Origin of the sequence: Herbaspirillum lusitanum, assembly GCF_026127345.1 — a bacterium.
Classification (GTDB): domain Bacteria; phylum Pseudomonadota; class Gammaproteobacteria; order Burkholderiales; family Burkholderiaceae_D; genus Herbaspirillum; species Herbaspirillum lusitanum.
This window is the reverse complement of record NZ_QXFG01000004.1, coordinates 33619-60308: the sequence shown is the minus strand read 5'-3', so window position 1 is coordinate 60308 and position 26690 is coordinate 33619. Positions and strand designations below refer to the sequence as shown.

The following is a 26690-nucleotide window of genomic DNA, read 5'->3' as shown; positions in this document are numbered from 1 at the left end:
CATCCGATAACATCCCTGCAGACGGCTGCGACATACACGCAAAGTCCGACGTTTGATTTATCATGCTTGCTGCATTTCCCTGAGAAAAAACGGGAAAGCTGACAACATGACAACACAGCATTGGCTTTGCCGTGCGGGCAATCGTCCGTACTGCCGTCGCCCGACGGCGGCAGGCTGCATCGCCGGGGAGAGGAAGATCGTGAAGCAATTCGGCAAAATAATGATTCTGGCCGTGGCCCTGGCTGCGACTGCGTGCAGCGCCAGCCGCGAGCAGGAAGCCAAGGATCTGGTCAACAGCTTCTACCAGACCCACCAGTCGAATCGCCCCATCGGCGCGCTGTCGCTGAAGGAACTGATCACCTTCCGCCAATTCCTGTCGGTGCCGCTGTTCGACCTGCTCAAGGACGTCTCCGTGGCGGAAGAAGCCCACCTCGCCCAGACCGACAGCCAGACCCCGCCGCTGGTCGACGGCGACCTGTTCACCACCCATCCCAAAGGCGCCTCGACGTATCGCCTGCTGCGCTGTGAGATCAGCCAGAGCAGCACCGACAGCAACGGTGTCTGCACGGTCGAACTGATCTACAGCGACGCCAAACTGCAGGCGCCGTTCAAGTCGAATGACCGCGTCCTCCTCACGCGCGACGCGCGCGGCTGGGTCATCGACAACATCGAATACGGCGGTGCCGGCAACAACAGCACCGCCACGGTCCACACCGGCGACCTGCAAAAGACCCTGAAAGACGTCCTCAACAAGAACGAACGGCGCATCGTCCAGTAAGCAGTCGGCAAGAAGAGCGGCGCTATCGGTTAGAATCGCGGAAAGTTTTGCCGGCTCCGCCGGTGCCTCCGCGCTGCAACCACCGAACCGTCACTGTACTGTCACGATGTCCAATCACACCTTCCTCTGGCACGATTACGAAACCTTCGGCGCCCAGGCCCGTCGGGATCGTCCTGCCCAGTTCGCCGCAATCCGCACCGACGCCGACCTCAACGAGATCGGCGATCCGATCATGATTTACTGCAAGCCGGCGCCCGACTTCGTGCCCGATCCGCAGTCCTGCCTGATCACCGGCATCACGCCGCAAATCTGCCTGGAGCGCGGCATCCCCGAGTACCAGTTCGCGGCGCAGATCGAACAGGCCATGTCCGAGCCGGGCACCATCGGCGTCGGTTACAACACCATCCGCTTCGATGATGAAATCACGCGCTTCATGTTCTGGCGCAACCTGATCGATCCGTATGCGCGCGAGTGGCAAAACGGCTGCGGCCGCTGGGACTTGCTCGACGTCGTGCGCACCACTTACGCGCTGCGTCACGAGGGAATCGAATGGCCGAAGAAGGAAGATGGCGTCACGCCCAGCTTCAAGCTGGAACACCTGAGCAAGGCCAACGGCCTGCTGCACGAAGCAGCGCATGATGCGCTGTCCGACGTGCGCGCGACAATCGCTTTTGCCCGCCTGATCCGGGACAAGCAGCCGCGCCTGTTCGACTTCTGCCTGGCGCTGCACAAGAAGGATCGCGTCGCCACCGAACTCGGCCTGCCGCTGGCCAAGCCTTTCCTGCACGTGTCCGGCATGTTCCCCGCCGCGCAAGGCTGCCTGGCCGTGATGTGGCCGCTCGGCACGCACCCGACCAACAAGAATGAAGTGATCGCCTGGGACCTCAGCCGCGACCCGCGTGAACTCGCCGGCCTCGACGCCGACACGATCCGCACGCGCATGTTCAGCAAGACCGACGACCTGCCCGAAGGCGTCACGCGCCTGCCGGTCAAGACCATCCATCTGAACAAGTCGCCGATGGTGATCGCCAGCCTGAAGACGCTGACGGCGCAGCGCGCTGCCGAATTCAATCTCGACATCGACGCGGCCTTGCAGAACGCCGTGGCGGCGGCCGCACTGCCGGAGATGAGTGCGATCTGGACCAAGGTATTCCAGCGTCCCAAAGAAGCCCCCAACGATGTCGATGAAGATCTCTACGGCGGCTTTGTCGGTAACAACGATCGTCGTCAACTCACGCAACTGCGCGCCTTGACGCCGTTGCAGCTGGCGCAAACGAAGGTCAGTTTCGACGACGTGCGGCTGGAGGAATTGCTGTTCCGCTACCGCGCGCGCAACTTCCCCGAAACCCTGTCGCCGGAAGAAACCCAACGTTGGGAAGAGCATCGCGCCGCGCGCCTGTTCGACGGCAAAGGCGGCGCCCGCACGCTGGACGGCTTGTTCGAGGAAATCGATCAGTTGTCGGAGTCGGTCGATGAACGCGGCGAGGAGATTCTCGGCGCGCTGTATGACTATGCCGAAATGATTGCGCCTGAACGCAACTGAACAGGCCGTTCAGGCCGGCATGGGTCGCCGGGTGTCGGTACTCGCCTCACTGGCGCAGACGCGATTCCTTCCCGTCGATTTGGCCAGGTACAAGGCCTTGTCGGCCCTGCCGATGAGCGACTCCGCGAGATCGCCTTCGCTGACTGCATCCAGGACCGCGACGCCCGCGCTGACGGTGACGATTCCCGTGGCATTACCCTGATGCGGCAGCTGTAGGGCCCGTATGCGCTCCAGCGTTTCTTCCGCAATGGCCCGCGCATTGTCGCCATCGCAATCGGGTAGCAACAGCACCAGTTCTTCGCCGCCGTAGCGCGCAGCCAGATCACCCTCGCGCTTCTGTCCCTGCCGGATCGCCTGCGACAACTTGCGCAGGCATTCGTCGCCGGCGAGATGGCCATAGGTATCGTTGTAGCGTTTGAAAAAATCGACGTCCATCATGATCAGCGCCAGCGGCTTGCCTTCCCGCGCGCAACGCCGCAAAGCGCGCGCCATCTCCTCATCGAAACAGCGGCGATTGCCCAATCCGGTCAGGCCGTCTTGCGTGGCAAGGTTCTGCAGAGCCCGATTCAGGAATTCGACATGCTCACGTGCATGGTTGGCTTTGTTCTCGGCCTCCACCCGCAATTCGATCTGGCGGATCAGACGCCCGCCCAGCCAGCCGAGAAGCGACAGCAGCACGATCAGTCCGCTTACATGCAACAGCACATCCGACCGCCAGCTCGCCAGCACTTCCTGCTCGGATAGCGCCGCCGCGACGAACAGCGGATAACGGTCGAGATGGCGATAACTGTTGATCCGCGTGACGCCGTCTTGCGAAGAACGGATGCGCGCGGTTCCGCTCGTGTTGATGGCGGCATGGTCGCGAAATATCGCCGCCTCCGCCAGGCTCTTGCCGATCGAATCATTCATCAAGGGCCGCCGTACCAACAGGGTGCCCTGGTTGCTGGCAAGAATCACCGCGCCGCCGTCGCCGATGTCGAAGTTTTCATAAAACTTGCTGAAATAGGTAATCCGGATCGCCGCCATGACCACCCCGTCAAAGCTGCCATCGGCGCCATTGAGGCGCCGTGAAATGGTGACAATCCATTCGCCGTTGGCGCGGCTTTGCACCGGCATGCTGATATGCGGCGACAGGTCTTCATGCTGGCGGTGATAGAGATAATATTCACGGTCGCGGCTGTTGACGTTCCCCGCCTGATATTGACGTGAATTGAGCAGCCACTTGCCGTCCTTGTCGATGACGAACAAGCCGTGCAACTGGGGCAATTCCATTGTCTGCTGCGCCAGAAATGCTTCCAGCTTGCGCAGCGATGCCGGCTTGCGTTCATCGTGCAGGAGCCGTTCGGCGAGGAAGACCAAGGTGGTGTCGGCTTGCCTGAAAGTGTCGTCGGCATGCCGCGCCAGCGCGAGCGCAATGTTGTGGCTGGTGGTCCCGGCCTCTTGCAGTTGCTGCTTGCGCGCACGCCAGTCGGTAACGACGGCAAGAACGACGAGCAGCGCGCATGCCAGGATCACCAGGGTCTTGGCGAGGAAGATGACGTAGGTTTGTTTCTTGTGAGGCATCGTGGTTCATGTATAGGCAGAGAAAAACGGGCATTTTCATGCTAAAGAAAATACTTGTCTTCCGCACATGACTTGCGTCAAAAATCACATACCGAGCATCTTTTTACAACACAGTTGCGCCCCTGCATTCTTGCCCGTCATCAATACACCTTGCCCGTCTGCCCGGCTTGCAGGGCAAGGACGATGCCGAGAGACATCTGCGGCGACCATTTCGCCGGCTTGATACAAGTCAAACGCCCGGGGTATCGCACCTCGGCGGCGACAGTGCTTCAGCGTTTGACATACATCAAGCCATCGCCAACATGCCGATGCTAAGTTGCTTGCATGCGCTGGTGGACATGCTCCATCAGGTTTCCCACATCGTCCGAACCAAAAGGTGAGCTCATGACTTACAAAACCATACTCGTCCACGTTGATCAATCCAGACATGCGGCGGCGCGCATCCGACTCGCCGCACAACTGGCGGCAAGCCAGGAAGCGCATCTGGTGGGGACCTCCATGACCGGCATTTCGCGCTTCATTTATCCCGACGGCGTCGTCTTCATCGGATCAGTCATCGACTCCTTGCGGGAAAGCGCGCAAGCCGAACTGCAAAAATTCGAAGAGGCCGCTCGCCGTGAAAATGTGACTTTCGAGCGACGCCTCAGCGAAGACGATCCGGCCGGCGCACTGGTTTTGCAGGCGCGCTATGCAGACCTCGTGGTACTGAGTCAGACCGATCCGGACGAGCGCGATTCCGGCGACGTCTACGACCTGCCCGAATACATGATGCTCAATACCGCACGTCCGGTGCTGACGATCCCGTACGCAGGCGTGTTCGACAAGGTCGGCGACAACATCCTGGTGGCCTGGGATGGCAGCATGGAAGCCACGCGGGCGGTGACCAACGCATTGCCGTTCCTGCGCCGCGCCCGCAACGTCGACGTCGTGCTGTTCAATCCCGACGCGCTGTACGACGTCCACGGCCAGCAACCGGGAGCTGACATCGCACTCTATCTGGCGCGCCACGGCGTCAAAGTCAACGTCCTGCAGCAACCCACCGAAATGGACATTGGCAACGCACTGCTCTCACTGGCTGCCGACACCGGCGCCGACCTGCTGGTGATGGGCGGTTACGGCCATACCCGTTTCCGTGAAGTGCTGCTGGGCGGCGTCACCAAAACCATCCTCAATTGCATGACCTTGCCGGTGTTGTTCTCGCACTGACGCGTCGTCCGCGCGGCTTCGGCGGCAACGATTTCTCGGCGCTGGTGGATGTGCCGTGCGAGCTGTCGGATACGCCGAAGGCGCGACCGGCCAAGTAAGCAAGTAAGTGAGCAAGTAAAAACGGATGGCAAAAAGCGGCAGCAAGGCATCAAGCCCTGCTGCCGCTTTTCATTGCGGAAGACGGTGAGTTACTGCGCCTGGTCCTGCGCGCCGGCGCTGCGGCCCTGGCCGAGGCTGGCGAAGGCCAGACTGGAGGTATCGGTCTTGAACACCTGGTCGATCAACTCCATGCATTCCTTGGCGGCGGACAAATAATCCTGCTCGCCGGGGAAGCCGTTGGAAAGATTCGCCAGCTTGCGCGCCCGTTGCACCGACTCCAGCGCATCGTCGCGCGTCAGGTAGTTCTTGCGCACGAGGAGCGCGAGAATGTCGAGGGTCACCACGTAGTTGGCGATGCAATAGCTCAGGGAAATTTCGTTGTTGCTGGTGGTCATCGCAAGCTCCGTTCTTGTATTTTTCCGGGATGGAAGAAGCTTACGGGGGCAATGTTGTTAAAGGTATCAGGAAATTCCCGATACTTCCGGCAGGGCCGCCGCCGGCTCAATTCCCGCCTCCCGCACCACGGCGTGAACGAAACGCAATTTTTCCAGCACCGGCGTCGACAGCATGAATGGATAGGAATCCGGCATGCCGATGCTGCGGTTGAGGCTGTTGAGCACGTAAGTCAGCGCAAACCATTCGCGCGCCAGCGCGTCGAAACTGTCTTCCTCCACCGGCGACGCGGCGATCACCAGTTGCTGTTCGCCGCGATGCTGCGGACGTAATTGCACACCGCAGGCATAGGCGGTTTCCAGCGTGTCGAACATGTGCAGGTAATGCGCCCAGGTTTCGGCCCAGTCTTCCCACGGATGGCTGCTGGCGTAGACGCTGACGAAATTCTGCTCCCATCCCTGCGCCGGGCCGTTGTCGTAATGCCGTTGCAGGCTCTGCCCGTAATCAGCGGTCTCGTCGCCGAACAGCGCGCGAAAAGCCTCCAGCCGCGCCGTGCCGGCGATCAGGCGATCGAAATAATAATGCCCGCTCTCATGGCGAAAATGTCCGAGCAGCGTGCGATAAGGCTCGGCCATCTGCTCGCGCATCTTCTCGCGGTAGGCCGGATCGGCTTCGGCGATGTTGATGGTGATGACGCCGTCGGCATGTCCGGTCATGATTTTTTCATGCGGCATGTCTTGCAGGAATTCAAAGGACAGTCCGTTGCCGGCATCGTCCATTTTGGGAGCCGGTTGCAGGCGCATGGTCCAGAGCGAATGCAGCAGGCGGCGCTTGGCGACTTCCAGCCGCTGCCACAGAATGCGATTGCCGGGATCATCCAGCGAAGGGATCACCGTAGTCAGGCGGCATGAAGCGCACAGCGCGTGTGCATCCTGGTCGTCGAGCATCCAGTTGCACACCTGTTCCTGCGCGTAGTTGCTGCATTGCCGGAACAGCTTGCCGGCATTGAGCGGATTAACGCTGCGCCAGCGCAGCGGCGTATCGGATTTGTCCGATGCATCCACAGCAGCCTCGGTTCCCGCTTCGCTCGGATCGACCGGCGTAAAACTGCTCATGATCTGCTGCTCAGGCTGATAGCCCAGCATCCAGCCGCAATGATTGCAGACGGTGTTTTCAAAAAAAACCTGCTTGTTGCAATTGTCACAGTGGAATGTCTTCAAGGCGCGGGGGCTCCCATAAGCATGTCTTCAGGCTGCGCAGGCCGCACCTGCGTGCGCGTGCGTGTGGGCGTGAGGCGCACCGGGATCGACTTGGCGGCAGGCACCTTGCTGTCCCTTGCATGATGCGCCAGCGGAATCAGCGGATTGAGTTCAGGAAAGTAACCCATGATACATCCCGCCGGAATGTCGAAGGCGTGCACGCGCAAATTGTCGACGCTGCGCGCGATGCCGTCCTGCGACACGGTGGCGGCCGTCACCATATCACCCTCTGCCAGTCCCAGCCGTTCGATGTCGGCGACATGCATCAGCAACATATGACGCGTTCCGTGTACACCGCGAAAGCGATCGTCGAGACCATATACCGTGGTGTTGAACTGGCTGTCGCCGCGTGTGGTCATCAGTCGCAGCACGTCGGGACCATCGGCCGGCATGTCGGGATCTTCATCGAAACTGTCGGGCGTGATGAAGTTGGCCTTGCCGTTTTCCGTATTCCATTTACGCTCGCGCGCCGCCAATGGCCGCGCAAAACCGCCGGGCGTCCACATGCGTTCGTTGAAGTCGTGGAAGATTTCCGGATAGGTTTCTGCGATGGCGTTGCGTATGCGCGAGTAGTCGGCCCTCCAGGCGGTCCAGTTGACGCGTGGATTGGGGATCAGGATGCGCTTGGCGATCTCGGCAACGATGGCAACTTCCGACAGCAGATGTTCCGACGCCGGCTTCATCATGCCGCGCGAACCGTGCATGCAACCGGTGCTGTCTTCCACCGACACGGCTTGCGCGCCGCCGGCTTGCTGGTCGATCTCAATGCGGCCCAGGCAGGGCAGCAGATAAGACCGGCGGCCGTGGATCACCGAGCTGCGGTTGAGTCGCGTGACCACCTGCACCGTCAACGGGATCTTGCGCCAGGCCGGTTCCATGCGGCCGTGGTCCGGAATTGCCCGCACGAAATTCCCGCCCAGCATGAAGAACGCGGATATCTTTTCCTTGAGAATTTCTTCGCAGGCTTCGACGGTATTGAGGCCCTTCTTTTCGGGCACGTCAAAGCAGTATTGCTGTTTCAGTTTTTCCTTCGGCACCATCTCCGGCTTTTCGGTGATGCCCACGGTGCGCTGGCCCTGCACGTTGGAATGGCCGCGGATAGGACAAATGCCGGCGCCAGGCCGGCCGACATTGCCGCGCAGCAGGAGCAGGTTGGTCAGCATGTGGATGGTGCGCACCGCTTCGCGATGCTGGGTCACGCCCATGCCATACATCAGCATGGTCGAACGGGCATTGGCGTACGTCTGCGCAGCCTGCTCCAGCTCGGCGCGCGAGACGCCCGAGCAGCGTTCGATCTCGTTCCAGTCGGCGCTGCGCGCGGCGGCGGCGAATTCTTCAAAGCCGGCGGTATGGTCGGCGATGAAGCCGACGTCAAGCAGGCGCGGCTGGCGCGTTTCGCGGGCGACGTCATCGGCTTCGATCAGCCACTTGGCCATGCCCATCACGGCGGCTGTATCGCCGCCGATCTTGATCTGCACATATTGCGAACTGATGGCGGTGCGCGCCGGCGTCAGCATTTCCAGCGGCGATTGCGGATTGACGAAACTGACCAGGCCGCGTTCGCGCAGCGGGTTGAAAGTGATCACCGGTACGCCGCGTTTGCGCACTTCCTCCAGCGAATGCAGCATGCGCGGTGCGTTGGTGCCGGTGTTGTGACCGAAGAACAGCAGGCAATCGGTCGCCGCGAAGTCGTCCAGCGTGACCGTGCCGACCGCCACGCCGATGGTTTTCGGCAAGGCCACGGAGGTCGATTCGTGGCACATGTTGGAACTGTCCGGCAAGTTGTTGTTGCCGTACATGCGCGCCATCAGCTGATACATGTACGAAGTCTCGAGCGAGGCCCGGCCGGAGGTGTAGAACACGACTTTCTCAGGGTCGGCGGCACGCAATGCGGAGCAGATCTCGTCGAAGGCCTTGTCCCAGGGAATGGGAAGATATTTATCGCTGACGTCGTCGTAGCGCATCGGATGCGTGACACGGCCGACGGCCTCGAGTTCGAGGTCGGACCAGCTTTCGAATTCAGTGACGGTGTGTTGGGCAAAGAATTCCGGCGTGGCGCGCTTCTCGGTAATTTCCCAGGCAGTCGCCTTGGCGCCGTTCTCGCAAAATTCAAAAACGTGCGGATCGGCCGGCTTGGCCCACGAACAGCTGACGCAGGCGAAGCCGTCCGGCTTGTTTTGCTTCATCAGCACGCGGGTGCCGCTGGCGAGTACGTGTTCCTGCGTCAGGATGGATCCGAGCGCACGCACCGAACCCCAGCCGCCGGCGGCATGGTTGTATTCGGTGAAGGTGGCTTTTTCGGGAATGTCTTTGGTGTTCATGCGCAACTCCGGGCCGACACGGCCCACAGAAAATCAGCACGGGCCAAAGTCACATCTTCCACCTGCAACGAGGATTTGACTGTAGGCCGGGAGCCGATTTACATACAGTGCCTGTCCTACAACGCAACACAAAGACGATAGAGATATGGCTAGTCCGGCAACTTGCCGAGGTCGACCGGCTCGGCGGTGGACTTGCCGTTGTGGCGTGCCCGGAATCCTGCGGAAAAACGGTAAGCCGCCTTGCGGATACGCATGACGGAACCGATCGGCCGATGGGCAACGACCCCGTGCCAGGGGCTGAACGACATGCCGTCATCGATTGCTTGCGAGCGCGCTTCGCTCCATGCCGCCTGGCGCGGCACGCGGATGCGCGCAACGGTCACGTACGGGCTGAGATCTTCGGGCCAGACCACCGAGGCATCTTCGATCGGCATGTGCTCCAGGTCGTTGCATAGCTGCACGCGCAATTCCCATTCCGCATCGTTGGCGGCAAAGAAATCGCACACCGCTTCACGCAGGCCGTCCGGCTTGCCGCGCAAGTCGACCTGTGTCCCGGTCAGCGCTTTCAGATTGGCCGACGCCGGCGCCACCGAGATCTTCGACATGAACGGTCCGCACAGCAGCGGTACCTGGCTGTAATAGGTTTCGCCCAGGACGTGATTGGGCGGATGGCCGCCCATCGCCATCAGTGTGCTGCTCTGCTTGCCGGCCGACTCCAGCATTTCTTCGGCGCCGCGCAGCAACAACGACAAGGCTTGTTTAAGTTTGGGCGACTTGTCGGTGGTCTTGGCCAGCAACTTCAGCGTACCGAGGAATTTTTTGGCATTCGAGACCGCAAACGCCGGCCCGTTGACCAGCACAAAATCCTGGGTCACGTCGGTTTCCGAATCCGGCAGGCGCGCTCCGGAGACGCCGACGATCTTGATCGCCATGCCGCGCGGCGTTGACACCTTGTCGTCGAGCAGGTCGCCCGGCGTGGTCGACAACCGCATCACCAGCGGATAAATACCGGGGCGGGCGAACACACCGTGCGCCAGGGTCGCCGGCAAACCTTCCAGCACCCTCAATTCGCCGCGCAGCAGGCCGTGACTCTTGGCATGGACGCTGCGCATGGCATGGCCGGAATGCTTGAAGGTGGTTTCCGAGATTTCCCTGAGGGCCGCGATCAAGCCGGCTTCAATCTCTTTCTCGTCGGGCTCGAGCAATTCATACGCCGGATCGTAGTAAATCGGCGCCTCAAGATTGCGGTCGTCCGGCTTCATCGGCGTGTCCTCCGTTGATGGCTGAAAACCGTTTCAGGTGGTTTTAGAAGAAACGGACCGGTGCCTGGATTGTCGGCTAGCGTGCGCCGCCGACGCCACCAGCCGCACCACCGCCAGCGCCGACGCCAACCCCGGCATTACCGCCTGCACCGGTGCCGCTGGTGCCGCTGGTGCCGTTACCGCCGTTGCCACCGCCATTCACGCCGACACCGGCATTGACGCCGCCATTCGTACTGCCGCTGCCCGAACGCGTTCCGGAATTGGCGCCGCCGTTCACGCTGCCGTTCACATCATCCTTGATGCCCGCGTTGCCGCTGCTGTTGACGCCCGAACGGCCGCGTGTGGACGATGTGCCGGACTGCGTCGTGCCGGATTGCGCACCGCCTGCAGCGCCGCCGTTACCTGTCACTCCGGCGGAACCGGAGGTGCCAGCGCCCGATGTCGTTCCACCGGTGCCAGAGGTCCCGGCTGTACCCGCTCCACCGGCCGCGCCGGACGAAGTCTGCGCATAAGCGCCACCGGCCAACGATGCCGCCACCAGCAGGGTCAATACCCGGATCGATGTCTTTTTCATGCTATCTCCTTGATGATTCGGTGAATACGTAAATGAGGACGCCAATGAGGAGGCCAAAACCCCTGAATGGACTGTGCGCTCTCAGCGGTCGCAATGATTCTGCGCAGGAATCCAGCCTACCCTCGACACTTCAACAGGTCAGTCGGACAAGCGGCAAATACATGTCGGCGCATGCAGGATTCCGCCATCGGCGAAGCGCCACAGACCTTTTGAGTACGGCTATCAGGACTTCTCCTACAAGCAAAGGCGGGCTTTTCCTCTAGCCTGCAAGGGCCGGCGGCTCAACACTGCTGGTTCAGCGTCCCGCACTTCGTTCGGCGTTTCCGCTTGCCGCCGCTGTGCCTGTCGTTTTTGCTCGTCTTGGAGACCAACCATGTCCGACACCAACACCATGCCGCCGCAGCACCAGCAACACCAGCCCGGCGACGAATATCTGATGGATCCGAAGCCGCACAGCACCCCGCGCCTGCAAGCGCCCGGCACACGGCTGAGCCAGAAGGTTGCACTGATTACCGGCGGCGACAGCGGCATCGGCCGCGCCGTGGCGCTGGCGTTCGCAGGAGAAGGCGCCACCATTGCCGTGATTTATCTGGACGAACATGAAGACGCTGTCGAAACCCAGCGTCTGGTGCGTGAAGCCGGCGCCGAATGCCTGCTGTATCCGGGCGACGTCGGCTCTGAAAAATTCTGCCGTGACGCCGTCAAGGCCGTCGTCGACCAATTCGGCCGGCTCGATATCCTTGTCAATAACGCAGCCCAGCAGTTCCCGTCCAATGACATCGAAAAGATCACGGAAGAACAGTTGGAGAAGACCTTCCGCACCAACATCTTTTCCATGTTCTACATGGTCAAGGCGGCGCTGCCCTATCTTGTCTCGGGCGCGCGCATCATCAACACGGCCTCGGTCACCGCTTATCGCGGCAGCGCCCACCTGGTCGACTATTCCTCCACCAAGGGCGCCATCGTGGCCTTCACGCGTTCGCTCGCGCAACAACTGGTCAAGCATGAAATTCACGTCAACGCGGTCGCTCCCGGGCCGGTCTGGACGCCGCTGATTCCGGCCAGTTTTTCTGCGGAAGAAGTCGCCAAATTCGGCGCCAACGTGCCGATGCAACGCCCTGGCCAACCCGATGAGATCGCGCCGTCCTACCTGTTCCTGGCGACCGAGGGTGCGTCTTACATGACCGGCCAGGTGCTGCATCCGAACGGCGGCGAGATCATCAACGGATAGCTTCCGCGGCGACGGGCATAGTGAATCGGGAATCCGGAATCGGAAATCTGTGCTTCGGCGCCACTGCACGACGACCCGGCCTGACAACAAACATAAGAAGACCAAGCAATGACAGAAGCACAGCCCGCTGCCGCAAGTTCGCCCGCAGCTCCTGACCGACCGCCGTCCGCCCCCCGCCGGCCGCTCTTGCACGCGATTCTGCGCATCGCGTTGTGGGCGTTGGCGGCATTGCTTCTGCTGATTGCCGCATTGCTCATCGCCGTCGCCACGGTGGACTGGAATGTCGCGCGCCCCTGGGTCAGCCGCAAGGTGGTCGAACTGACCGGCCGCGCGTTTGCCATCGGCGGCAACCTCAAGGTCGGCTACACGCTCGGCCTGCCGACCGAACCGGGATGGCAGCGCTACGTGCCGCGCCTGCGCATCACCGGCGACAATGTCCGTTTTGCCAATCCTGCCTGGGCCAGCACCGGCCCCGATCTGCTCACCGCGCGCCGTGTCAGCGTGGCGCTGCACCCACTGCCGCTGCTGAAACATCGCGTGGTGCTGAGCGAGCTGATCATGGACACGCCGATGCTGGCGCTGGAACGCGATGCACAGGGCCGACGCTCCTGGCGGCTGCACGACCCCGACCGACCGTCGCCGTGGCGCCTGGAAGTGCTGCACAGCAGCTTCAGCAACGGCGATCTGGTGTATGTCAATCGCCTGCTCGAGCTCGACCTCAGGGCCAAGGTGACCTCGCTGGACGACCTCAACGCCAAAGGCCCGGCCGGCGGCCAGCGCTTCGGCTTGCAGTTCACCGCCACCGGCACCTATCGCAAGGCATCGGTGAACGGCAGCGGCAAGGCCGGCGGCCTGCTGGCGTTCACGGCGGAGCATGCGGTGTTTCCGATCCAGGCGCAGGCGCTGATCGGCAAGAACAAAGCCGGCATCGACGGCATCATCAACGACCCGCGCGCGCCGGCCGGCCTCGACCTGCAACTGACCTTGGGCGGCAACAGCATGAGCGACCTGTATCCGGTCACCGGCGTGCTGCTGCCGCAGACGCCCGCGTACGAAACACGCGGGCGCCTGATCGGCACGAAGAACGACGGCATCTGGTTATGGACCTATGAAAAATTCACCGGCCGCGTCGGCGACAGCGATCTGTCCGGCACGGCCGAGTACCTGCCGCGCCAACCCAAGCTGCCGCGGCCGCTGTTGCGCGGCACGATCACCTCGCAGCAACTGCGGCTGGCCGATCTCGGTCCTTCCGTGGGTGCCGGTGCCGCGTCAGGAAATGCGCGAAGTCAGCGTCGCGACAAGCTGCTGCCGGACAAGCAGTTCCGCGCCGAACGGTGGGCCGCGCTCGACACCGACATCGCCTTCAAGGGCAAGAAAATCATCAGCAACTTCGCCGCACTGCAGGACGTCGATACCGTCATTCGCATGCAAGACCGCGTGCTGAACCTGGCGCCGCTCAACTTCGGGCTGGCCGGCGGCAAGGTGACCACCAATATTTCGCTGGACGGCCGGCATCAGCCGATCGCCGCGCAGATCAAGCTGGCCGCGCGCCAGGTCAAGGTGCGTGAGCTGTTTCCGAAACTGAAGTCGATGCAAGCCAGCTTCGGCGAGATCAACGGCGACGCCGCGCTGACCGGCCACGGCAACTCCATCGCGGCCATGCTGGGCACCGCGAACGGTGAGGTCGGCGCGGTAGTCAGCGAGGGCGCGGTCAGCAAGTTCATCCTGGAAGCGGCCGGCCTGAATATCGCCAACGCCATCTTCGCCAAGGTATTCGGCGACAAGCCGGTGCATCTGAACTGCATGGTCGGCGACATGGTCGTCAACAACGGCCGCGCCGACATGCGCCGCTTCATGTTGGACACCGACGACACGCGCGTCGACGTCGCCGGCGGCGTAGACCTGAGCCGGGAACAGCTGGACCTGGACGTACGTCCCAAGGCCAAGGGCGTGCGGATTTTTTCACTGCGCACGCCGCTATATGCCAAGGGTACATTCGCCCATCCCGACATCGGTCCCTATAAAGGACCGTTGGCGGCGAAGGCCGCAGCGGCCGGCGCCCTGGCCTTGCTGGCGCCGGCCGCCGCGGTGCTGCCGCTGGTGAGCATGGGCGACCGGCGCGGCAACGCCGACGACTGCGCCCTGGCGATGGCAAAGACCGCGCAGACACGCGCCCAGCCGCACTCCGAACCGACTGCCGCGCCGGCCAAACCGGTCACGCAAGGGGATATGGAAAAGCCGGACAAGCCGTAACAGGAGAATTGACATGCCCGATATCGACACGCAGCAAGCAAGCGACAAGGCCGGCAAGATCGTCGCCGGCGCGGTGCTGGCGACCGGACTCAGCCTGCTGTTTGCCGGCCTGCGCCGCAGGAAGATTCAGCGGTCGCAGCGGACGGTATTGCCGCGCGCGGCTCACCCGGCTGCAGCGGGCAAGAAAACCGCGCGGCCCCGCTCCCACACTCCTTCCTTCATCGAACAACTCGCGCCGGTGCTGACCACGGTGCTGCCGATGATCGCGTCATGGCAGGCCGAACAAGGCAAGCGCGCGGCGCACGCCTCGCTGGAAAAAACCCGCGAATCCGCAGCGCCGGCCGCAGCCGCTGCAGCGCTGAACGCAGGGTCGCCGCAACTGCATCCATCCGACGGCGGCATCGTCAAGATCCAGCCCGGGCCGTGGTGGCGCCAGACCTGGCAGTTCATCAACGCCGCCGTCAACGCCTGGCTGGATAACTTCGCGCCGAGCATGGGCGCGGCGATCGCCTATTACACGATGTTTTCGATCGCGCCCATCCTGATCATCGCAATCGCCATCGCCGGCATGATCTTCGGCCAGGACGCCGCGCAGGGAGAAATCGTCGAGCAGATCCGCAGCATCGTCGGCACCGACGGCGCCATCGCCGTGCAGGTCTTGCTGAAGTCGGTCAGCACGCGCTCGGACGGCGTGATCGCCACGGTGCTCAGCGTGATCACGCTGGCTGTCGGCGCCACCGCGGTGTTCGCCGAGTTGCAGAGCGCACTCGACCGCATCTGGAAGATGCCGACCGTGGCGCGCCAAAGCAGCATCTGGACATTGGTGCGCACGCGCCTGCTGTCGTTCGGACTGATCTTGGGATTGGGATTCATGCTGATGGTGTCGCTGGTGGTCAGCGCCGGGCTGGCGGCCCTGGGGAAATGGTGGGGCGGCTGGTTCGAAGGCTGGACCATCGTCATGCACGTGGCCAACTTCGTGATTTCGTTCGCCGTGTTCACCGTGCTGTTTTCGGCGATCTATCGCTTCATGCCGCGCGTGAGCCTGTCATGGCACGACGTGCGCATCGGCGCGATGGCGACCACGGTGATGTTCATGATCGGCAAATACCTGATCGGGTTGTACCTTGGCAGGACCGGCATGAGTTCCGGCTTCGGCGCGGCGGGATCGTTTGCGCTGCTGTTGGCATGGATCTATTACTCGGCGCAGATTTTCCTGCTCGGCGCCGAGTTCACCTGGATCTACGCCAACAACTTCGGCTCGCGCCAGCCGCGCATTTAATTCATGCAGCCCGACGTTGCGAGAGTGCGCGCGAGTTGGACCATTCGCGCTTGGTGCTGGCGTCGACGTGAAGCAATTTCATGAAGCTGCTCCCTTTATTTCTTTATTGGATGGGAGTAATGGATTTGCCGAAGCGAATGGAGCTGGTCAGCAAACCCTGGCGGAAGTAGAAGCGTTGCGCCAGCGCATTGGCCAGACCGGTGTCGAGCGTGAGCCGCACGCAACCGGACTGCGCCGCGATGTCGCTGAGCGCATCCAGCAGGCGTGCTCCGCATTGGCTGCCGCGCGCCGCTTCGGTGGTGACAAGGTCGTCGACGTAGAGGAATTTTCCGTAGACCAGATTCTCTTGCAGGCGATAGCCGGCCAGCGCCACCGGCTGATCGTCTTGCCATTCGGCCAGCAGGCGGTAGCCTTCAGCGACCTGGCGCGCCACGCGCCCGAGGAACTCCGCTTCGCTTTGCAGGTGCGGACGCAACTGCTTCATGACCGCATAGCAGGCGCGCAGGGCTTCCGGCGTGTCGGCGTGGTGCAGGACGGCGGGACTGTTGGACATGGAAATCCTTCCGGGCAGAGTTGACAAGTCTGCATGGTAAGGAAGGTTTGGCACAACCGGCAGGGCCAAGAAATGCAGATTTCACTGGGACATCGGATTTGCTTGCTCCCTTGTCCTCCCCTGCTCCGCCTACATTGACGTGGCCGAACGCGCCGCCTGTTCGTACAATCCCGAAAGGATGCGCAGGAAGCGCGCCAATTCCTCCAGTTCGAAGCTCTCGGCGTCGTCGCCGGTCAAGCCCGATACCAGCAACTGTTCGCGGATCTCATAGTAGCGCTTGCAGATATCCTGGCCCGCCTCGTTGGTCGAGTACAGCACTTCCTTGCCGCGTTTTTCGGTGTTGACCAGGCCCAGAGAATGCAGCTTCTTGAGCGAGTAGTTGACCACGTGGGTGTCCTCGATGTTGAGGATGAAGGAGATGTCGGCCAGCTTCTTCTCGCGCGCGCGGTGGTTGATGTGATGCAGCACCAGCACGTCGGTGGCGGTCATGTCCTTCATGCCGGCGGCGGAGATGCAGCGCACCATCCAGCGGTTGAAGGCGTTGCCGGCAATGATCATGCCGAACTCGAACTCGCTCAATTCCTTGCTTCTCCCAGAGGCCAGGTGCAACGACGATACGATGGGAACCTTGCTGAGGTTCTGCGCAAAGGTGGCTTTTACGTTTTTCTTTGCGGTCGGCATGGGGCTGTTTCCTGATATGAAATTCTGGCGGGTGCAGGCTCGGCATGTGACCCGCCGATGCCGATGGTCTGGATATCGCCGGGCGCCTCGATCTTGAAGATCGACACCGCGCGTCCCAGCGCCATCGACTGGTCGTGCATGCTTTGCGCAGCGGCGGCGGCCTGCTCCACCAGCGCCGAATTCTGCTGGGTCATGTCGTCGATCTGTTCGATGGCGTCGTTGACCTGGCGGATGCCGGCGCTCTGCTCGTCGCTGGCGGCCGAGATCTCGGTCATGATGTCGGCCACGTGTTTGACGCTGCGCACGATGTCCTGCATGGTGTTGCCGGCCTGGTCGACCAGCGTGCTGCCGGCATCGACTTTCTTGACCGAGTTCTGGATCAGGCCGGCGATTTCCTTGGCGGCCGAGGCGCTGCGCTGCGCCAGTCCGCGTACTTCCGCCGCCACCACGGCGAAGCCGCGTCCCTGTTCGCCGGCACGCGCCGCTTCCACCGCCGCGTTCAGCGCCAGGATATTGGTCTGGAAGGCGATGCCGTCGATGACACTGATGATCTCGACGATCTGGCGCGAGCTGTCCTTGATTTCACGCATCGTGTTGACCACCTGCGTGACGACGTCGCCGCCCTGCGTTGCCACCTGCGAGGCGTTCATCACCAGCTGGTTGGCCTGGCGCGCGTTCTCGGCGTTGTGGTTGACGGCGTCGGTCAGTTCCAGCATGGAGCTGGCGGTTTCTTCCAGCGTGCTGGCTTGCAATTCGGTGCGCGCCGACAGGTTGGCGTTGCCGGCGGCGATCTCGCGCGCGGCCACCGAGATGGCGTCGGAGCCGTCGCGTACTTGCGTCACGGCGTTGAGCAGGCCGTCGCGCATGCCTTGCAGCGCGGTCAGCAGTTTGCCGGTTTCGTCGTGGGCGCTGTTCTCGACGCGCACCGACAAGTCGCCGCCGGCCACCCGCTCGGCGATATTGATGGCGGCATTGAGCGGACGCGTGATGCTGCGCATGACCGAATAGCCGACCAGCACCGCCAGCAGCGAAGCGATCGTCGCCATCGCGATCATCAGCACGCTGGCTGCGCCGGAGACACGCTCGGCTTCCTGGCCGGCCTGCTCCATGCCACGTCCCTGGAAGGCGATCAGGTTGTCGAGCGCCTTGAAATAAGCCGCCTGGTAGGGCGCGATCTCCGGCAGGATCAGGTCGCGTGCCTGCTCCACCTGGCCGTCCTTGACCGCCGCCAGGAAATTGTCGAGCACCGGGGTGTATTGCGCCCGCGCCGCGTTGACGGCGTCGAGCATGCGCTTGCCTTCTGCCGAAGGCGTGTCGCGCGCAAAGCGCTTGAGCGTCTCGTCGATGACGGCGCCGGCGCGCGTGATGGCGTTGAGCTCACCCTTTATTTCATCCACGGTGCTCATGAACAGCAGGTTGCGCATGCTGCGCGCGGTTTCGTCGAGCGCGCCCTTGACCGTATTGGCCATGACCGTGCGCGGATAGAAATCGTTGGCGATGCTGCGGATGTTGCCGTTGATCTGGTTGAGGCGGTAGACGCCGATCACGGTCAGGCCGAGCATCAGCAGGATGACCACGCCGAAGCCGAGGCCGAGACGTTGTCCGATTTTCAGGTGAGACAGTTTTTTCATTTTCCACCCCTCAATGTTCATGATGCAAATGCATGCCGACGTGCGGGCGCTGTGCGCCTGGCCGGCGGCTTTCCTCAAGAAAGAATCGGTCGCTTGCCGCAGGGATACCGGCCCCGCCGCAATCGACAAATCTCAAAGCCGCCGGCAATCAGGCCCGGCGAATGGCATCGGAGTCAGAAACAGCGGCCGAGTGTTTTTCCAGGAACCACTCGGCCTACGCCTCTTCTTCCCCACCGTCGCCGGAGGGACGCTTAGAACGTGTGGCGGATGCCGGCGTTCCAGGCGCTGTTGCCGCTGCCCAGTTCAATCGAACTGCCGACGGTGTAAGTGCCGCCGTTCTTGTTTTTGATGTGGGCATATGCCGCATACAAATCGGTTCGCTTGGACAACGCATACCGATAACCGAGTGCGAACTGGTCCGCATCCTGGTTCCGTGCAGTCTTGTCATTCTTGTGAATGTAAGAAGCAAGGAACGTATGTTGCACACCAAACGGGACGGTCACGCCGATCAGTGCGTCAGCGCTGTCGGTGGAGGCAACGACCGCACCGGTACCGTACTGATTGACGGCGTTACGCATCGGCGAACTGTTGACGCCCTTGTTGATGCCGTAGGCAGCGTGCAACTTGACCGGACCGAAGTTGTAGGTCGCGCCCAGCAGCGTGCTGCGGCCGGAGCTGGTCTCGCTGGTCAGCGTATCGTTGTTGCGGCCATGGAAGCCGAGACGCACGTTCAGAGGACCATTGGCGTAGCCGATGGCGGCGCCGATCTGGCTGGCGGCTTTGGTGCTGCCTGCAGTCTCGCCGAAACCATAAGCCAGTTCACCGGTCACGCCGCTGAAATTCGGCGATGCGTACTTGACGGTGTTGTCCATGCGGCTGCTGGAATTGCCGGTGTTGGGCATGATGTTCGCCGCGTCGCCGGCATAGCCGGTGCCGAAAGGATCGACACCGGCCAGCACCAGGTATTGCGGCGTGTACTGGCGACCGACGGTCACCGTACCGAAATCGCCACCCAGACCGACATAACTCTGGCGACCAAACAAGGATGTTACCGTCGAGCTTTGCCCCAGTGCGCCGGTGTCGTTCTGAAAGCCGGTTTCAAGCAGGAACAGCGCCGACATGCCGCCGCCCAGATCTTCCGTGCCCTTGAAGCCGATGCGCGAACCGCCGCTGATGCCGCTGGTCAGTTTGGTGACGTGACCAGCCGCGCCGCCGCTTTCGACCACGATGCCGGTGTCGATCAGACCGTAGATCGTGACCGACGACTGCGCGAGCGCAGGTACTGCCTGGATGCCGACTGCGGCAAATGCCGCTGCAGCCAAGACTTTATGTTTCATTGAAACTCCCCGATAGATGAAATTGCATCAAACCCAATAAACCGCGTACCGGCCAAGTGTCGTGCGCGCCCTTCTGCTGGCCGGCATGCGCCTGCTCTCTGCGGCGCCGGGACAATGGCCGTTGTCCCGGTGCGTTCAAAGAGAACTCCTGGACGCGCAGCCATGCTTTCCTCCCCGCTGCGCGTCGCCATTCTTTTCAATTCGTTGTCATGCCGTGAGCCGTTCACGCGGCAAATCGAACTTGTTGCTCCTGAATTCCTTGAGGAAGGCGAATGCCGGACTGCTGTCGCCGATGAAGCCGAACGAGGAATCCAGCACGCGCGGCGGCAGCCACGGATACGGCAGGAAGGAGTGCAAGGTCGTCAGCAGGTCGCCGGCAACGTCGGCGATCAGCATCATGTGGTCGATGCGAATGTGCATCTCGCTGGCGCGCCACAGCTCTTCCGGATGCTGGTTCAGTTGCCAGTTGTAGTAGCCGCGTCCGATGCGCAGCGACGCCGTTTCCTCTTCACGCATCAGCACCAGCCACGGCAGTTGTTCGATGCGACCGTTGCTCACCTCCAGCTCGTCGCATACGTAATAGGTGCGGCAGTGCGTGAAGCGCTTGGCAAAGTCGGTCACCAATGTCTGGGCGATGCCGTCGGCGCCGACCACCAGCGGCGGAAACGCCACTGCGCTGGCCGAGGTCGAGATGCTGAGCACCGCGTTCGGTTCATAGATGTCGTGGATCAATGAAGGACAGCATTTGTCTTTTGCGTAGACGTACGCTTCCAACAGGGATTTATGCGTCAACATAAAATTCCTCGGTTCGTGGCGGGAAAACCCGCTGATGGGAGTAATGGACGGCCTCTCGGTCGCCCTTGCGTCTGGGTCTACATCATTCGTTCAAGCGGTCGGTGACGAACATCTTGCCGGGCGCATGGGTGATGCAAAACGGCAGCTTGCTCAGTTCGGCGACGTATTGCGGGGTCACGCCGCAGGCCCAGAACACCGGCAATTCATCGTCCATGATCTCGACCGCATCGCCGAAATCCGGACGCATCAGGTCGGCGATACCGATCGCCTGCGGATTGCCGATGTGCACCGGCGCACCATGCACCTGCGGCAGGCGCGCCGTGATTTCCACCGCGCGTGCAATGTCGCGGCTCTTGACCGGACGCATGCTGACCACGGCGTTGCCGCTGAAACGTCCGGCCGGCGTGCACGGCATGCTGGTCTTGTACATGGCGACGTTGCGCTGCTGTTCGATATGGCGCAACGGGATGCCGCCCTCGACCAGTGCGCTTTCAAACGAGAAGCTGCAACCGATCAGGAAGCTCACCAGGTCGTCGCGCCAATACGCGGAGATATCGGCGACTTCCTGCTGCAACACGCCGTTTTCAAAAATCCGATAGCCCGGCACGTCGGTGCGCAGGTCGGCGCCGGGTGCGCTGCACGGTTCGAAGCGCCCCGGCTCCAGCACTTCCACCAGCGGGCAGGGCTTGGGATTGCGCTGGCAGAACAGCAGGAAATCGAAAGCGTATTCGCGCGGCACGATCATGAGGTTGGCCTGCACGTGGCCGTCGGCATAGCCGGCGGTCGGGCCGTCGAACGCGCCGGTCCGGCACAGCGCGCGCAGGCCGGCGGCGGACAACGGCAATTCTTCGCTCATCTGCATGTTGGTCGTCATCACCTTATAGCCCTCCCAGGTAAGCTTTCTTGATGTCGTCGTTGTTCAGCAATTCGCTGCCGGTGCCTTCCATCACGATGCGGCCGGTCTGGATCACGTAGCCGTAATGCGCGATCGCCAGCGCCTTGTGCAGGTTCTGCTCCACCAGCAGGATCGACACGCCCTTGGCGTTGACCTGCTGGATGGTGTCGAGCACCTTGGTGACGAACTTGGGCGCGATGCCCCACGACGGTTCGTCCAGCAGCAGCAGGCGCGGCTTGGCCATCAGGCCGCGCGCGATCGCCAGCATCTGCTGTTCGCCACCGCTCATGGTGCCGGCCAGCTGATGGCGGCGCTCCTTGATGATGGGGAAGGTGGCGTACATGTCTTCGATCGATTCGGCAATCTCGTGCTTGTCGCTGCGCGAGTAAGCGCCCAGCTCCAGATTGCGCTGCACGCTCAGGCGGCCGAACAGGCGGCGCCCTTCCGGCACCAGCGACAGGCCGAGGCCGACGCGGTCGAAGGGCGGCACCTTGCCGATGTCGGTGTTGTCGAACACGATGCTGCCGGCGTCGACCTTGTTGAGGCCGGCAATCGCGCGCAGCGTGGTCGACTTGCCGTTGCCGTTGCCGCCCACCAGCGCCACCAGGCTGCCCGGCTTGACGTCGATGTCGACTTTGGACAAGGCCAGCACGCCGTCGTAGCTGGCCCGCAGATTTCTCACCTGTAGCATCATTCATCTCCCAAATAAGCGGCGATCACATGCGGATCGTTGGACACGTCGTGCGGCGAACCGTCGGCGATCTTCTTGCCGTAATCGAGCACCACGATCTGGTTGGCGATCGGCATGATGCCTTCCAGCACGTGCTCGACGATCAGGCAGGAAATCCCCTGGTCGCGGATCTTCAGCACCACGTCGACGGTTTCGCGCACTTCGGTCGGGTTGAGGCCGGCCATGACTTCATCCATCAGCAGCAGCTTGGGCTTGACCGCCAGCGCGCGCGCCACGGCGAGGCGGCGCTGTTCACTGATGGTCATGCTGCCGGCCGGCTTGTCGGCGAAGCGGCCGAGGTTGACGAAGTCCAGCAGCTCTTGCGCAGTGCGCCGCGCCGGACCGACGCCGCGCTCGTTGAGGAAGGCGCCGACCATGACGTTTTCCAAGGCCGTCATGCTGGTGAAGGTGCGCGCCACCTGGAAGGTGCGGCCGATGCCGATGCGGGCGCACTGCTCCGGCGACATGCCGGAAATCTTCAGGTCTTCCAGCCAGATGTCGCCGGTGGTCGGCGGCGAATAGCCGGCGATGCAGTTGAACATGGTGGTCTTGCCGGCGCCGTTGGGGCCGATCAGGCCGACGATCTCGCCGGCCTGGACCGTGAAGGAAATATCCTGGTTGGCGGTCAGGCCGCCGAATTTCTTGTAGACGTTTTCTACGCGTAGCAAACTCATTTGGATTCCTCCTTGGCGGCGGTTTCTGCCTGCGCCCTGACGGCCTTGCGGCGGGCGAACATGCTCTTGATGTAACCGAGGATGCCGTTCGGGTAGTACACCGCGATGACGATGATCAGTGCGGCGTAGATGATCAGGTCAGTGCCGCGGCCGGAGCCGCCGAACAGGGTCCGCGTGCCTTCTTCGATGGCGGTCAGCAGGCCGGCGCCGACCAGCGGCCCGAACAGCGTGCCGATGCCGCCGAGAATCGCCACCAGCGCCATCTTGATCGACATGCCGGTGCCCAGCACCGAGGCCGGATCGATGTACAGTTCCTTCTGCGCGTACAGGCTGCCGCCCATGGCGGTGAAGAAACTGCTCACCGCGAACGCGATCTGCTTGTATTTGCTGAGACTGACGCCAAGGCTGCGCGCAGCGTCGGGCTCATCCTTGATGGCGCGGAAGTAGTAGCCGAGGAAGCTGCGCTCGATGATGAAATTGGCCAGCAGCGTCAGCAACAACAGGCCGAGTGCGATGTAGTAATACGGCTCCTTGCCGGCGAAGATCATGCTGGCCCAGCCGCCCTCTCCCATCGGAATCGTCAGGCCGACGGCGGCGCCGGCGAAGTCCCAGTTGGTGAAGACGATCTGGATGATTTCCGCCACCGCAATGGTCGCCATCGCGAAGTAGTGACCCTTGAGGCGGAAGCAGGACCAACCGATCACCAGGCTGACCAGCGCTGCGATGACGCCGCCGACCACCATGGCGAACCACGGGTTGATGCCGTAGACCGAGAACAGGATCGCCGAGGTATAGGCGCCGATGCCGTAGAAGGCGACGTGGCCGAGCGAGACCTGGCCGGCGTAGCCGCCGACGATGTTCCAGGACACGCCGATCTGCGCCGCCATCAGGATCAGGATCGCGAGGTTCTGGTGCGACGGGCTGTTGACGTAGAGCGGCAAAGCCAGTGCCAGCACCAGCAGCGCGACCAGCAGCCCGTGTGTTTTATTGAAGCCCGGAGCGGACGCGGTGGGCGTCAGCGGCAGGCTGGAAGTAGTTTTGAGCATGAGGTTTCTCTCCGATTAATTGGGTGTTCAGGCCTTGCCCATCAACCCTTGCGGGCGGAACATCAGCACCGTCAGGAACAGCACCAGCACGATCGCCATCTTGTATTGCGGTCCCAGGAACAGGCCGCCCATCACTTCGATCACGCCCACCAGCACGCCTGCAATCAATGCGCCGACCACGCTGCCGAAGCCGCCCAGGTTGACCACCACGAAGGCGATCAGGATGAAGTTGGCGCCGACTTCAGGGAAGATCGGGAAGAAGGTCGACAGCAGCGCGCCCGCCACGCCGGCGCAGGCGGCGCCGACGCCCCAGGCCAGCGCAAACATCTTTTGCGAATCGATGCCCATCAGCTGCGCCGCTTCCTTGTCGGCGGCGGTCGCTTCGAGCGCGGCGCCGAGTTTGGTGCGGGTCAGGAACAGGTAGATCACGCCGGTGACGACAATCGCGCCGAGGCCGGCGGTCAGTTGCGGCGAACCGATCCGGATGCCGCCGAGCGAGACGTGGCCGGCGACCATGGAGTTTTCGATGGTGCGGAAATCGGCTTTCCAGAAAAACTGTGCGATGCCGCGGAACAGGATCATCAGGCCGAAGGTGGTGAAGATCTGCGACACCATCGGCGCATTGGTGATCTTGCGGATCACCAGCTTGTACAGCAGCGCGCCCAATCCGAACAGGAACAGCGCGGTCAGCGGTAAAGTAAAAATTGGATCGAGCGCATACAGCGCGAACAGCCAGAAGCTCGAATACATGCCGAACATCAGGAATTCGCCGTGGGCGAAGTTGACGATGTCCATCACGCCGAAGATCAGCGTCAAACCGATTGCCACGAGCGCATAAATAAGTCCGATCAACAGGCCGGACGCCAGGGTCTGCAGCAAAATATCCCAAGTCATGAATTTCCCCTTTACGAACTATTTACGCGCCGTAAATACCCGCGATAAAAATTGAATCAGTGAGGAAGAGGCCGCGTTGTTGTTCTTGTTGCGGCGCCCTTCCGCTTACTTCCCAGCCAGAACGATTACTTGCGCGACTACTTGCGCGATTACTTGCGCTGGTCCCACTTCGGCATTGGCCAGACGATGTCGCGCGTCGCCATGTCGAACGGCCAGACCGTGTAGTACTTGCCGTTGATGATTTGCAGCAGGATGCCGGAGCTCAGCGTGTTCTGGCCGTGCTCGTCGAACTTGACGCCCTTCCACGGCATGATCAGCTTGTTGCCGGGGATGTTGGTTTCCGACAGCGCCTTGCGGATCGCTTCCGGCTCGGTGGAACCGGCGCGGTTGATCGCATCGGCCAGCGTCATCAGGCCGGTGAAGGTGCGCGACGAATTGCCGGTGAAGTTGATCTTGAAGCGGGCATTGAACAGGTCGTTGACTTGCTTGATCAGCGGATTCTTGCCGGCCAGGTCAAGCGACCAGACGTCGCGGGTGATGATGAAGTCGGCGTCCTTGCCCAGCGTCTTCACGAATTCCGTGTCGATGAAACCGGCGTCGTTGGCCAGGATCATGTCCGGCGTGAAGCCCAGTTCCTTGTAGGTCTTCATCGACAGGATGGCGTCGCCCAGGTAGGAAGACTGCATCACCACTTGCGGCGCGGCGGCTTTGAGCAGCTGCACTTCGGAGGTCAGCTGGGTGCTCTTGGCCGGATAGACGATGGTCTTCACCAGATCGTAGCCGCGGTCCTTGGACAGCTTGGTTTCGAGCTTGGTGGTCTCGTTGCCCCACAGCGTGTTTTCGTTGAAGGCGCCGAGCTTGCTGATCTTGATGCCCTTCCTGGCTTCCAGCTCCTTGAAGAATTCATAGAAGTTGGTGACGAACAGGTCGTCATGCGCCGTGGTCCGGAAGAACCACTTGAAGCCGCGCTGCGTCAGCGAGGCCGACGACGATTCCGGATTCAGGTAAGGCACCTTGTAGCGTTCCGCGACCTGGCTGGTGGTGGCGGTGACGTTGCTGAAGTACGCGCCGACCACGGCGACCACCTTCTCCTGCGTGATCAGGCGTTCGGCTTCGGTAGCGCCGACTTGCGGGTTGCCTTGCGAATCGGCGAACACCAGTTTGATCTTGGCGCCCTTCAGGTTGGGCAGACCGCCGCCGGCCGAGAACGGCAGGTTGGGCACGCCCTTGGCGCCGTTGTTGATGATGTCGGCGGCCAGTTCCAGCGCATCCTTCATTTCTGCGCCGGTGGAGGCGGCGGCGCCGCTGAGCGGATAGATGACGCCGATCTTGATTTCCTGCTGTTGCGCTTGCGCCGACAAGGCGGCAATGCTGAAAGACGCGGCCAGGCCGGCTTTGAAAACACGTTTGAAGACGAGACCTAACATGATGAGACGCTCCTTGTTGTATTGACTGACATCCAAAAATTCCCCCCACCGCGTGACGCCGCCCGACACCTGCGGCGCTGTAAGCGGGAGCTACCCAAAAATCACCACACGACTTCCAACCACTTCCACTGCACCGCCGCCGCAAACGCGAAGGCTGTGTCGATCCACTCCAGGCCGGTTGCCCGGCTGGACTTATGTGCTGGTGTTGCGCTGACTTCTATCGACTGCTTGATTCAGGATTCATGGCCTTGCCCCGCACTTGCGCT

The 26690-nt window shown here is 62.0% G+C and carries 24 protein-coding genes; 7 read left to right on the top strand and 17 right to left on the bottom strand.

Annotated elements, in window-relative coordinates:
* Positions 1 to 106: 106 nt before the first annotated feature.
* Both DXT88_RS03555 and sbcB read left to right on the top strand, forming a co-directional pair.
* Positions 107 to 778, top strand: coding sequence for a hypothetical protein (locus DXT88_RS03555; RefSeq protein ID WP_265211638.1), 672 nt, complete (start codon positions 107 to 109; stop codon positions 776 to 778).
* Positions 779 to 884: 106 nt separating this feature from the next.
* Positions 885 to 2321 (top strand): exodeoxyribonuclease I, encoded by a 1437-nt coding sequence (gene sbcB / locus DXT88_RS03550; protein WP_265211637.1) that lies wholly within the window; start codon positions 885 to 887, stop codon positions 2319 to 2321.
* Positions 2322 to 2330: 9 nt separating this feature from the next.
* On the opposite strand, the gene DXT88_RS03545 is transcribed toward sbcB, so the two are convergent.
* A complete protein-coding gene (locus tag DXT88_RS03545; RefSeq protein WP_265211636.1) occupies positions 2331 to 3884 on the bottom strand; it encodes a sensor domain-containing diguanylate cyclase in 1554 nt (517 codons plus the stop codon).
* A 384-nt stretch (positions 3885 to 4268) separates the two neighbouring features.
* Here DXT88_RS03545 and DXT88_RS03540 point away from each other — a divergent pair, with 384 nt between their 5' ends.
* A complete protein-coding gene (locus DXT88_RS03540) occupies positions 4269 to 5090 on the top strand; it encodes a universal stress protein (RefSeq protein WP_265211635.1) in 822 nt (273 codons plus the stop codon).
* Positions 5057 to 5188, top strand: coding sequence for a hypothetical protein (locus DXT88_RS03535; protein WP_265211633.1), 132 nt, complete (start codon positions 5057 to 5059; stop codon positions 5186 to 5188). Before DXT88_RS03540 ends, DXT88_RS03535 begins: the two co-directional genes overlap by 34 nt.
* Before the next feature lie 90 nt (positions 5189 to 5278).
* Here DXT88_RS03535 and DXT88_RS03530 read toward each other — a convergent pair whose 3' ends face one another.
* The 5 genes from DXT88_RS03530 to DXT88_RS03510 all read right to left on the bottom strand — a co-directional run bounded on the left by DXT88_RS03530 (position 5279) and on the right by DXT88_RS03510 (position 10998).
* Positions 5279 to 5584: a hypothetical protein gene (locus DXT88_RS03530; protein WP_265211632.1), complete on the bottom strand. Its 306-nt coding sequence runs from the start codon at positions 5582 to 5584 to the stop codon at positions 5279 to 5281.
* Between the two features lie 66 nt (positions 5585 to 5650).
* Positions 5651 to 6802 carry a zinc-binding metallopeptidase family protein gene (locus tag DXT88_RS03525; protein WP_265211630.1) on the bottom strand — a complete coding sequence of 384 codons (1152 nt, stop codon included), beginning with the start codon at positions 6800 to 6802 and terminating at the stop codon, positions 5651 to 5653.
* Positions 6799 to 9162 (bottom strand): FdhF/YdeP family oxidoreductase, encoded by a 2364-nt coding sequence (locus DXT88_RS03520; protein WP_265211629.1) that lies wholly within the window; start codon positions 9160 to 9162, stop codon positions 6799 to 6801. The genes DXT88_RS03525 and DXT88_RS03520 overlap by 4 nt, the downstream gene beginning before the upstream one ends.
* A gap of 149 nt (positions 9163 to 9311) precedes the next feature.
* Complete coding sequence (locus DXT88_RS03515) at positions 9312 to 10424, bottom strand: catalase family protein (protein WP_016836611.1); 1113 nt, start codon at positions 10422 to 10424, stop codon at positions 9312 to 9314.
* 76 nt (positions 10425 to 10500) lie between these two features.
* Positions 10501 to 10998 carry a hypothetical protein gene (locus DXT88_RS03510; RefSeq protein ID WP_265211627.1) on the bottom strand — a complete coding sequence of 166 codons (498 nt, stop codon included), beginning with the start codon at positions 10996 to 10998 and terminating at the stop codon, positions 10501 to 10503.
* Between the two features lie 373 nt (positions 10999 to 11371).
* Between DXT88_RS03510 and DXT88_RS03505 the strand changes: the two genes are divergently transcribed.
* The 3 genes from DXT88_RS03505 (at position 11372) to DXT88_RS03495 (ending at position 15761) form a co-directional block, all read left to right on the top strand.
* Positions 11372 to 12229 (top strand): SDR family oxidoreductase, encoded by an 858-nt coding sequence (locus DXT88_RS03505; RefSeq protein WP_016836613.1) that lies wholly within the window; start codon positions 11372 to 11374, stop codon positions 12227 to 12229.
* 186 nt (positions 12230 to 12415) lie between these two features.
* Positions 12416 to 14482, top strand: a complete 2067-nt coding sequence (locus tag DXT88_RS03500; RefSeq protein WP_265211620.1) for an AsmA family protein — start codon at positions 12416 to 12418, stop codon at positions 14480 to 14482.
* Positions 14483 to 14495: 13 nt separating this feature from the next.
* Entirely contained in the window at positions 14496 to 15761 is a 1266-nt protein-coding gene (locus tag DXT88_RS03495) for a YihY/virulence factor BrkB family protein (protein WP_265211619.1), read from the top strand.
* 103 nt (positions 15762 to 15864) lie between these two features.
* Here DXT88_RS03495 and DXT88_RS03490 read toward each other — a convergent pair whose 3' ends face one another.
* From DXT88_RS03490 to DXT88_RS03440, 11 genes are all read right to left on the bottom strand, one after another.
* Positions 15865 to 16314 carry a GNAT family N-acetyltransferase gene (locus DXT88_RS03490; RefSeq protein WP_265211618.1) on the bottom strand — a complete coding sequence of 150 codons (450 nt, stop codon included), beginning with the start codon at positions 16312 to 16314 and terminating at the stop codon, positions 15865 to 15867.
* A gap of 129 nt (positions 16315 to 16443) precedes the next feature.
* Positions 16444 to 16995 carry a winged helix DNA-binding protein gene (locus DXT88_RS03485; protein ID WP_265211616.1) on the bottom strand — a complete coding sequence of 184 codons (552 nt, stop codon included), beginning with the start codon at positions 16993 to 16995 and terminating at the stop codon, positions 16444 to 16446.
* Positions 16971 to 18626 carry a methyl-accepting chemotaxis protein gene (locus tag DXT88_RS03480; RefSeq protein WP_265211615.1) on the bottom strand — a complete coding sequence of 552 codons (1656 nt, stop codon included), beginning with the start codon at positions 18624 to 18626 and terminating at the stop codon, positions 16971 to 16973. Before DXT88_RS03480 ends, DXT88_RS03485 begins: the two co-directional genes overlap by 25 nt.
* Positions 18627 to 18877: 251 nt before the next feature.
* The gene (locus DXT88_RS03475; protein WP_265211614.1) at positions 18878 to 19963 is read right to left on the bottom strand and encodes a porin; all 1086 of its coding nucleotides are present in this window, start codon (positions 19961 to 19963) and stop codon (positions 18878 to 18880) included.
* 207 nt (positions 19964 to 20170) lie between these two features.
* Positions 20171 to 20758 carry a hypothetical protein gene (locus DXT88_RS03470; protein ID WP_265211613.1) on the bottom strand — a complete coding sequence of 196 codons (588 nt, stop codon included), beginning with the start codon at positions 20756 to 20758 and terminating at the stop codon, positions 20171 to 20173.
* Positions 20759 to 20840: 82 nt separating this feature from the next.
* Positions 20841 to 21632, bottom strand: a complete 792-nt coding sequence (locus DXT88_RS03465; RefSeq protein ID WP_265211611.1) for a putative hydro-lyase — start codon at positions 21630 to 21632, stop codon at positions 20841 to 20843.
* A 4-nt stretch (positions 21633 to 21636) separates the two neighbouring features.
* Positions 21637 to 22344 (bottom strand): ABC transporter ATP-binding protein, encoded by a 708-nt coding sequence (locus DXT88_RS03460; protein ID WP_029364028.1) that lies wholly within the window; start codon positions 22342 to 22344, stop codon positions 21637 to 21639.
* On the bottom strand, positions 22344 to 23057 hold the full coding sequence (locus DXT88_RS03455; RefSeq protein ID WP_265211610.1) for an ABC transporter ATP-binding protein: 714 nt from the start codon (positions 23055 to 23057) through the stop codon (positions 22344 to 22346). Before DXT88_RS03455 ends, DXT88_RS03460 begins: the two co-directional genes overlap by 1 nt.
* Positions 23054 to 24103: a branched-chain amino acid ABC transporter permease gene (locus DXT88_RS03450; RefSeq protein WP_265211609.1), complete on the bottom strand. Its 1050-nt coding sequence runs from the start codon at positions 24101 to 24103 to the stop codon at positions 23054 to 23056. The genes DXT88_RS03455 and DXT88_RS03450 overlap by 4 nt, the downstream gene beginning before the upstream one ends.
* Positions 24104 to 24130: 27 nt before the next feature.
* Positions 24131 to 24997, bottom strand: a complete 867-nt coding sequence (locus DXT88_RS03445; protein WP_265211608.1) for a branched-chain amino acid ABC transporter permease — start codon at positions 24995 to 24997, stop codon at positions 24131 to 24133.
* 149 nt (positions 24998 to 25146) lie between these two features.
* Positions 25147 to 26424, bottom strand: a complete 1278-nt coding sequence (locus DXT88_RS03440) for an ABC transporter substrate-binding protein (protein WP_016836627.1) — start codon at positions 26422 to 26424, stop codon at positions 25147 to 25149.
* Positions 26425 to 26690: the final 266 nt, after the last annotated feature.

Excerpts from the sequence above, each read along its gene's own strand:
- DXT88_RS03475 (WP_265211614.1), bottom strand. The coding sequence starts at position 19,963 with ATGAAACATAAAGTCTTGGCTGCAGCGGCATTTGCCGCAGTCGGCATC.
- DXT88_RS03480 (WP_265211615.1), bottom strand. The coding sequence starts at position 18,626 with ATGAAAAAACTGTCTCACCTGAAAATCGGACAACGTCTCGGCCTCGGC.
- DXT88_RS03520 (WP_265211629.1), bottom strand. The coding sequence starts at position 9,162 with ATGAACACCAAAGACATTCCCGAAAAAGCCACCTTCACCGAATACAAC.
- DXT88_RS03555 (WP_265211638.1), top strand. The coding sequence starts at position 107 with ATGACAACACAGCATTGGCTTTGCCGTGCGGGCAATCGTCCGTACTGC.
- DXT88_RS03470 (WP_265211613.1), bottom strand. The coding sequence starts at position 20,758 with ATGTTGACGCATAAATCCCTGTTGGAAGCGTACGTCTACGCAAAAGAC.
- DXT88_RS03490 (WP_265211618.1), bottom strand. The coding sequence starts at position 16,314 with ATGTCCAACAGTCCCGCCGTCCTGCACCACGCCGACACGCCGGAAGCC.
- DXT88_RS03440 (WP_016836627.1), bottom strand. The coding sequence starts at position 26,424 with ATGTTAGGTCTCGTCTTCAAACGTGTTTTCAAAGCCGGCCTGGCCGCG.
- DXT88_RS03450 (WP_265211609.1), bottom strand. The coding sequence starts at position 24,103 with ATGCTCAAAACTACTTCCAGCCTGCCGCTGACGCCCACCGCGTCCGCT.
- DXT88_RS03485 (WP_265211616.1), bottom strand. The coding sequence starts at position 16,995 with ATGCCGACCGCAAAGAAAAACGTAAAAGCCACCTTTGCGCAGAACCTC.
- DXT88_RS03505 (WP_016836613.1), top strand. The coding sequence starts at position 11,372 with ATGTCCGACACCAACACCATGCCGCCGCAGCACCAGCAACACCAGCCC.
- DXT88_RS03495 (WP_265211619.1), top strand. The coding sequence starts at position 14,496 with ATGCCCGATATCGACACGCAGCAAGCAAGCGACAAGGCCGGCAAGATC.
- DXT88_RS03460 (WP_029364028.1), bottom strand. The coding sequence starts at position 22,344 with ATGCTACAGGTGAGAAATCTGCGGGCCAGCTACGACGGCGTGCTGGCC.
- DXT88_RS03465 (WP_265211611.1), bottom strand. The coding sequence starts at position 21,632 with ATGACGACCAACATGCAGATGAGCGAAGAATTGCCGTTGTCCGCCGCC.
- sbcB (WP_265211637.1), top strand. The coding sequence starts at position 885 with ATGTCCAATCACACCTTCCTCTGGCACGATTACGAAACCTTCGGCGCC.
- DXT88_RS03445 (WP_265211608.1), bottom strand. The coding sequence starts at position 24,997 with ATGACTTGGGATATTTTGCTGCAGACCCTGGCGTCCGGCCTGTTGATC.
- DXT88_RS03530 (WP_265211632.1), bottom strand. The coding sequence starts at position 5,584 with ATGACCACCAGCAACAACGAAATTTCCCTGAGCTATTGCATCGCCAAC.
- DXT88_RS03540 (WP_265211635.1), top strand. The coding sequence starts at position 4,269 with ATGACTTACAAAACCATACTCGTCCACGTTGATCAATCCAGACATGCG.
- DXT88_RS03455 (WP_265211610.1), bottom strand. The coding sequence starts at position 23,057 with ATGAGTTTGCTACGCGTAGAAAACGTCTACAAGAAATTCGGCGGCCTG.
- DXT88_RS03545 (WP_265211636.1), bottom strand. The coding sequence starts at position 3,884 with ATGCCTCACAAGAAACAAACCTACGTCATCTTCCTCGCCAAGACCCTG.
- DXT88_RS03510 (WP_265211627.1), bottom strand. The coding sequence starts at position 10,998 with ATGAAAAAGACATCGATCCGGGTATTGACCCTGCTGGTGGCGGCATCG.
- DXT88_RS03515 (WP_016836611.1), bottom strand. The coding sequence starts at position 10,424 with ATGAAGCCGGACGACCGCAATCTTGAGGCGCCGATTTACTACGATCCG.